Origin of the sequence: Streptomyces sp. NPDC032161, from assembly GCF_040636995.1 — a bacterium.
Classification (GTDB): domain Bacteria; phylum Actinomycetota; class Actinomycetes; order Streptomycetales; family Streptomycetaceae; genus Streptomyces.
In genome coordinates this window covers 1-7,771 of the sequence record NZ_JBEZVN010000077.1, presented here as the reverse complement: position 1 = coordinate 7,771, position 7,771 = coordinate 1, and the positions used below count along the sequence as shown (strand labels likewise).

The following is a 7,771-nucleotide window of genomic DNA, read 5'->3' as shown; positions in this document are numbered from 1 at the left end:
CAGATACGACAAACGCGGCTACGTCTACCTCGGCACCGCCACGGCAGCAGCACTCGTCATCTGGCTCCGAACATGATCGACCGGACAAGTCCTAGTTGATGCGGTGCTGGTTGGCCGAGCGGGGGATCGGCGACCCCGCGTCCTACGTCCTGGAGGTGCTGGATGACTTCTTCGCCCGCTTCGAGCCACCGGCCGACGACGAGCAGGCGTTGATCGACTCGATGGCCTGCCGCAAGGGTTGGTTCGGTCTGGGCGCGCCCGCTCAAAGTCCCGCCTGGGACGGCGAGGATGACCTGTTCGACGTCCGCTCGCTCGACCGACCTCGCTCTGCTGTCCAACCTGCGGGAGGTCATCTTCGTGGAGGACGGCGTCCTGGCGGTGCCGGACGCGGCGGAGGTCTTCGCCGCACCGGCTGAGCGCCGCGCCTACCTGGTGGAGCTGCTGGCCGATGCCCACAGGCTCTCTAAATGAGCCATTTTTAAATGGGCCGCGACTGCATGCATGATTCGAGTCTATCCGGGGTACTCGCTTTTCCTTTTCATCACAAAATGATCAAGATCCCTTGGGTTTTCTGTCAGCAATGCCGCTTTCGTTCCCGTCTATTCGGATTGTAGGTCATTTTCTCCTCGGTACCTTCACGGGTGCATCACATTCGTGGTGGAGCCGTAATGAAGAAATCGAGGGATGATGATGAGTCACATACGCGCGCCGGAGGCGCGTGGTCGGATCTGGTCGGGGAGGAGCCTGCGCTACATAGCGGAGGGTCTTGCCGTGGCCTTGTCCGTCACCCTTCTTGACGGTGTGAGTCCAGCGACTGCGGCCTCTTCTCAAGTTGTTGCCGCTCCGAAGACGTCAACGGTCACGCAGGCTGCGGACATTGCTTCCGCGCGTGTGGCGGCGCGGCTGTCGGGCAAGCGGGTCGAGGCGCTGTCCGAGCGGAGTGAGACCTCTCGGACCTGGGTGAATAAGGACGGCAGCCTGACGACTGAGCTGACCGCCGGTCCGGCCCGTTTCCAGCAGGACGGCACGTGGGTGGAGGTGGACGTCGAGCTGGCCCGGAGGCCGGACGGGTCGGTTGCCTCCAAGGCCCACCCGTCGGGGCTGAGCCTGGCGGGCCGGGGCGGTGCGGTGCCGAGGTCCCTGGCCGCCGCGGAGACGGCCCCGGCGCGGGACCTCGTGACCCTGGGCGAGGGGGACGAGCAGATCACGTTGCGGTGGAAGGGCGGCCTGCCCGAGCCGGAACTGGACGGCTCCCGCGCCACGTACCCCGATGCCCTGCCGGGCGCCGACCTGATCGTGGAAGCCACCCGCACCGGTTTCGAGCAGTTCGTCGAGCTGAAGGAACGGCCCACCGCCAAGGGCTACTCCTACACCCTGCCGCTGAGGACCGACGGGCTGAAGGTCAAACAGCTCAAGGACGGCAGCCTGCTGTTCACCGATGTCGAGTCCGGCAAGAAGAAGCGTGCGGTGATGCCCGCGCCGGTGATGTGGGACGCGGGCGTCGACAAGGTCTCCGGAGAGCACACCAACCGGGCGAAGGTCGACCTGAAGGTCGTCAGGACCAAGGACGGGGTGGATCTCGTCGTCACCCCGGACGCGGACTTCCTCGCCGACCCCGCAACGCGGTACCCGGTGACGGTGGATCCCTCCACCTCGGCGCTGTCCAATGTCTTCGACACCCTGGTCAAGCGCGGTGAGACGGTGGACTGGTCCACCAACACCGAGCTGCACATGGGCAACCCCGGCACCACCAACCCGGACGGCACCACCCGGGTGTCGCGCTCGTTCATCACCTGGAACACCACACCGGTCCAGGACGCGCTGGTCTCCAGCGCGAAGCTGAGCCTGTGGAACGTCCACTCCGGCAACTCCGACTGCAAGCCCTACGAGTGGACCGTCTGGGAGACCGGCGCGGCCTCCACCGCCACCCGCTGGAGCGCGCAGCCGTCGTGGGTCGCGCAGCACCACTCGTCCACCGAGACCAAGGGACGCGCCGCCTGCGGCGGTGCGGGGTGGATCAACGCGGACGTGACCGGGCTGATGCAGAAGTGGGCCTCGGCCAAGGCCACCCGCGGCCACATGGGCCTGCGCGCCGCGACCGACGCGACCACCCACTGGAAGCAGGTCAGCTCCGCCAACGCGGCCAAGAACCAGCCCAAGCTGGTGGTCACTTACAACTACCGGCCGCGTACCGGCACCAAGCAGGAGGCCGGCCCGCCGTACTTCTCCTACGGCGGCGCCTACATGGTCAACACCACCACTCCGACGCTGCGGGACACCTTCGTCGACCCCAACGGCGACAAGGTCAACGGCACCTTCCAGATCTTCGACAACGCCACCAACACCCAGGTCGGCGATGTCCTCGTCTCCAAGTTCGTGCCCTCCGGACAGGTGGCTTCGGTAACCGTCCCCGCCGGGAAGCTGACCGACGGCAAGACGTACAAGTTCCGCACCTCTCCGTATGACGGAACGCACTACAACACCGAGTGGTCGGCGTGGAAGACGTTCACCGTCGACACCAAGGCTCCTTCCGCCCCGACGAAGATCACGTCCACGGACTATCCGTCGGACAAGTGGGTCAAGGGCGCCGGCCAGGCAGGCACGTTCACCGTCACCCCGCCGGGCACGGACCACAACTGGCTTGAGTGGTCGCTGGACGGGGTGACCTGGACCAAGGTCGCGACCGGCGGTGCCACTGCCGGCAAGGCCATCAGCGTCGCCCCGCCGAAGGACGGCACGCACACGCTGCAGGTGCGGGCCGTCGACAAGGCCGACAACAAGTCCGAAGCGATCGAGTACACCTTCCATGCCGGTCCCGGAGGTTTCGTCCAGCCGAGCGAGGGAGAGCGCACGGCGCGCCGCCTGCCGCTGGTCGCCGAGGCCGATGGATCGAAGTACGACAAGGTGTCCTTCTCCTGGCGCCGTTCCGAGGCCGACCCCTGGGTGAAGATCCCCGTGGGTCAGGTGACTTCGGGTGGTACCGCGCTGACCGCTTGGCCGGTAGCGATGACGGGTGGCAAGAACGCGCCGCTGGTCTGGAACGCCACCGACACCGTCGACCCCGACGGCAGCGTACAGATCAAGGCCGACTTCACCGGCCCCGGTGGCACCGGTGCCACGGAGCCGCTGTCGGTCGTCGTCGACCGCAACGCGTCCGGTGCGGCGTCCAGCGAGGTCGGTCCGGGTTCGGTGAACCTGCTCACCGGTGACTTCACCCTGTCCGCCGACGAGGCATCCGCCTTCGGGCTTTCGGTGTCCCGCACGGCCTCCTCCCGTACCCCGGACAAGGGGGCCGAGCAGGAGGGCCAGGTCCCGATCTTCGGCAAGGAGTGGGTCGCCGGAACGTCGGCTGAGGAAGCGGAGTCGGACTACTCCCACGTCCGCCGGATCACGGACACTGCGGTGGCGATCGTGGACTCCGAAGGCGACGAGACACACTTCACGGCCAACAGCGGCAAGACGGGCTGGATACCGGAGGTCGGTGCCGAGGATCTGACCCTCACCGGCAGTGTGACCGGTTCGTTCACGCTCACCGACACCGAGGGCACGGTCACCCGGTTCACCAAGCCCGACCCGGCCGCCACCACCTGGCAGGTCTCCAGCGTGCTGCTGGACGGCCTCACCAACTCCACGACCACCACCGTCTCCGAGACGGTGACCGTGGACGGCAAGAAGCTGGCCCGCCCCAAGCTGGTCATCGCGCCGACCTCCGCGGTCTCCGCCGCCACCTGCACGGCGAACCTGGAGACCGCCGGGTGCCGGGCCCTGGAGTACCTCTACTCAGCCGCCACCACGGCCACAGCAGACACATTCGGTGCCTACGCCGGCCGAGTCAGCGCGATCCGCATGTGGTCGACCGGGCCCGGAGCCACCGCTGCCTCGTTCAGGACCGTGCAGACCTACCGCTACGACAACGCGGGACGGCTCCGCGAAACATGGGAACCGCGTATCACCCCGGCGCTGAAGACCGAGTACGGCTACGACGCGGCCGGCCGGATCACCAGCCTGACGTCTCCCGGCGAGCTGCCGTGGACCTTCACCTACGGCAAGGCGGGCAACGCGAACACCGCCGGTGACGGCATGCTCCTCAAGGCATCCCGCGCGGGTCTGAAGCAGGGCACGAAGGATGTCGAGGAAGGCACCGCAACCACCTCGGTCGTCTACGACGTGCCACTGACCGGCACCAAGGCCCCGTACAAGATGGGCGCCGCGGACGTGAAGGCATGGGGTCAGATGGATGCCCCGACCGACGCGACCGCCGTCTTCCCCGCCGACTCGGTTCCGGCGTCGAACGCCGGAAGTGGCCTGACCGCAGGCTCCTACGCCCGCGCCGCGCTCACGTACCTGGGTGTTTCCGGGCGTTCGGTCAACAGCGCCACCCCTGGCGGGCACGTCACCACCACCGAGTACGACCGCTTCGGCAACACGGTACGCGAGCTGTCCGCCGGCAACCGGGCCGTCGCCCTCGGCACCACTGCCGACGACGAGGCCACTCAGGCCGACCTCGGCATCGCGCAGCTCCCCAGCGCGGAACGCGCGAACCTGCTGGCCACCACCTCGGTCTACAACGAGACAGGCACCCGGGAACTGGAGAAGTTCGGCCCGCTGCGCCGCATCGACCTGACCGCCGACCTGAAGTCCGGGACCACGACGCTGATCACGGCCGGCACCTCGGTCACCGCCCGTTCCTGGACAGCCAACGAGTACGACGCCGGTCGCCCGACGGACGGCACGGCCAACGTCAAGAACCAGATCACCAAGAGCACTGCTGGTGCCCAAGTCCGCGAGCACCCTGGCATCCAGGCCGAGAACCGCACGTCCCAAATCTCCTACGACTGGGCCAAGGGCCTGCCCATCAAGATCGTCCACGATCCCAGTGGGCTCGCCATCGCGACCGCGACCGAGTACGACGCCCAGGGCCGCGTCACCAAGCAAATGCTGCCCGGCGCCACCGGCACCGACGCGGCGACCCGGGTGACCACCTACTGGTCCGCCACCGGCACCGGCACCTGCCAAGGCCGCCCGGAATGGGCCGACCAGGTCTGTTCAACCGGACCTGCCGGTGTCATCACCGGAGGTGGCACCAACCCGTCGCAGATGCCGACCACTACCACCGAGTACGACTGGTGGGGTAGCCCCTCCAAGGTGACAGAGGCCGCCAACGGATCCACCCGCACAACCACCACAACCTATGACAACGCCGGGCGCCAGACGAAGGTCGTCACCACCGGTGGCGTCGGTCAGGCGGTACCGGAATCCACTACCGAGTACGACCCGGCCACCGGCCAGGCCGTCAAGACCACGTCGCCTACCAGCGGCACCATCACTAGGGAGTACGACAAGCTCGACCGCCTGATCGCGTACACGGACTCTGACGGCGGCGTCACTACGACCGAGTACGACCTGCTCGACCGCCCGGTGAAGACGACGGACAACACCCCGTCCACAGTCACATACACCTACGACCACACGGCCGAGCCGCGTGGCATGGCGACGAAGACCGCCGACTCCGTCGCAGGTGTCTTCCAAGCCACCTACGCCGCGGACGGCTCCGTCAGCTCCCAGAAGCTGCCCGGCGGCTACACCCTCCGGCAGACGGAGGACACCACCGGTGCGCCGATCGGACGTACCTATATCCGTGACAGTGACGGCGTCAGTGTCATGACCGACACGGTCACCCGCTCCGTTCTCGGCCAGGTAACCACACACGCCGGCTGGTCCGATCAGTCCTACACGTACGACAAGGTCGGACGCCTCGCTTCGGTCGAGGACACCGCTGACACCATCTGCACCAAGCGGACGTACACCTTCGACGCCCGCAGCAACCGCAAGTCCCGGACCTCCGCACCGGGCACCCCCGGCCTGGACTGCCCCACCACGGGAGGCACCACCACCACCCACACCTACGACAGCGCCGACCGCATCGTCGACACCGGTTACACCTACGACGCGTTCGGCCGCACCACCGCGGCCCCCGGCAACGGCACGATCGGCTACTACGCCAACGACCTCGCCTACCAGCAGACCGCCAACGGCATGCGTCAGACCTGGCAGCTCGACGCCAGCCAGCGTATCCGGTCCTGGAAGACCGAATCCGGCAGCGGCTCCACCTGGACCCAGACCGGCTCCAAAGTCAACCACTACGACAGCGACGGCGACAGCCCCCGCTGGATCACCGAGGACACCTCCACCGGCGCGCTGACACGCATGGTCACCGGCCCCGATGGCCAACTGGCCGCCACCACGGCCAAGACCGGCGGCACCGTCCTCCAGCTCACCAACATCCACGGCGACGTCAGCCTGCTCCTCCCGCTGGACACCGCCGTCGCGCCCACGGTGCTCGACGCCGACGAGTACGGCAACCCCCGGGACGGCCAGGCGGAAGCCCGCTACGACTGGCTCGGCGGCCACCAACGATCCAGTGAGACCGTCACCGGACTAACTCTGATGGGCGTCCGGCTGTACAACGCGGCCACAGGACGCTTCCTGTCAGTCGACCCCGTCAGCGGTGGCAGTTGCAACAGCTACGACTACGTGTGCGCCGACCCCGTCAACATGCTCGACCTCGACGGACGCATGACCGCCCTGGCCCTCGTCGGCGCCGCGGGACTCGGAGTCAGCGCGGGCACCGTGCTAACGATCATCGGCGTCGGCGCCGTGGTGGCCATCGTCGCCCTCATCTGGTTGAAGGGCAAGGCCTGGGCCATCCGCCAGGTCAAGATCCTCTGGGCGAAGGCATCCAAAAAGTCCGGCAAAGAGACTGCGAGCGACATTCCCTCCTGGGCCAGAGGAAAGACAAGGAAAGGCAATGAATCCATCGACCAGGCAGCCGACCGAATATTCCGTGAACATTACGGCCGTAATCCGACGAAGCAGGAACGTCGGAGTGGGCACGAATGGAAGAAAATCAAGAAGCATTTGACCCGGAAGTAGTAGTGGGATTCGGAAGGCGGCCGGTTCACTCCGGCCGCCTTCTGGCCAGACATGAACGGCGCGGTCCGGAAATCCAATGCCCGCATACCGCCGGGACATGACATACTCTGTCTATGACTTCAAGAAATCGTCGGCTCCCCCGCGATCGTGCTTGGCCTCTGACTGCCACAGATATCAGTGAAGCGCTCGACAGTAAAATGTCACACGTCAGCGATCTCAGGTTTCTCTCAGGACATAGTGACGCCGGAGACGCCATCGGCATTGAATGGGTCGCCGCGCAGCCCTTCAACTACGGACATGGAACCCACCCGAATGCGGTTGGCTTCCGCATCGATGTCATATCGGTACCGAAGAGCGATCGTGCCGATGCGCGCACGGCTTTGCGGACGCATGCGCTGCCTCAGCTCGGCGAATGGATCGACCACGCTCTCACTGCCAGTGAAATCTGGCGCTCGAGCAACCATAGCCGTTACTGGCGGTTCGCCGACGGGAGCGTCACGCATCGCGACGAAGTATGAGACCGGCCGGGACGGAACACGATCGACAACACCGCCCGCCCACTGAGGCTGCGCCATCCTGAAAGTGGCTGGTGGGCCTTGTCCCCGAAGAGTGGACACCTGTTCGTGTCGTTATGCGGCAAGTGTCAGGGTAGCTGACTGCTGTTCGTAGGCGATCGGTGCCTGCTGTCCGTTCGCGGAGTGTCGTCGGCGGGTGTTGTAGCGGGTGGTCCAGCGGAATACCGTCAGGCGGCAGGCGTGGACCCCGTCGAAGCGGCGGGCATCACGGAGCGTCTCGCGTTTGAGGGCCGCGTTGAACGACTCGGCAAGTGCGTTGTCCG

4 protein-coding genes are annotated in these 7,771 nt (G+C 66.5%); 3 read left to right on the top strand and 1 reads right to left on the bottom strand.

All coding sequences use genetic code 11. The features are described from left to right. The first annotated feature begins 288 nt into the window (after positions 1 to 288). The 3 genes from AB0E67_RS35775 to AB0E67_RS35765 all read left to right on the top strand — a co-directional run bounded on the left by AB0E67_RS35775 (position 289) and on the right by AB0E67_RS35765 (position 7,451). Positions 289 to 471 (top strand): hypothetical protein, encoded by a 183-nt coding sequence (locus AB0E67_RS35775; protein WP_362034943.1) that lies wholly within the window; start codon positions 289 to 291, stop codon positions 469 to 471. A 306-nt stretch (positions 472 to 777) separates the two neighbouring features. Beyond that, positions 778 to 6,933: a DNRLRE domain-containing protein gene (locus AB0E67_RS35770; protein WP_362034945.1), complete on the top strand. Its 6,156-nt coding sequence runs from the start codon at positions 778 to 780 to the stop codon at positions 6,931 to 6,933. Between the two features lie 113 nt (positions 6,934 to 7,046). Further along, the gene (locus tag AB0E67_RS35765) at positions 7,047 to 7,451 is read left to right on the top strand and encodes a hypothetical protein (protein ID WP_362034941.1); all 405 of its coding nucleotides are present in this window, start codon (positions 7,047 to 7,049) and stop codon (positions 7,449 to 7,451) included. 111 nt (positions 7,452 to 7,562) lie between these two features. Here AB0E67_RS35765 and AB0E67_RS35760 read toward each other — a convergent pair. After that, on the bottom strand, positions 7,563 to 7,771 hold a 209-nt coding region (locus AB0E67_RS35760), incomplete at its 5' end, for an integrase core domain-containing protein (RefSeq protein WP_362034939.1).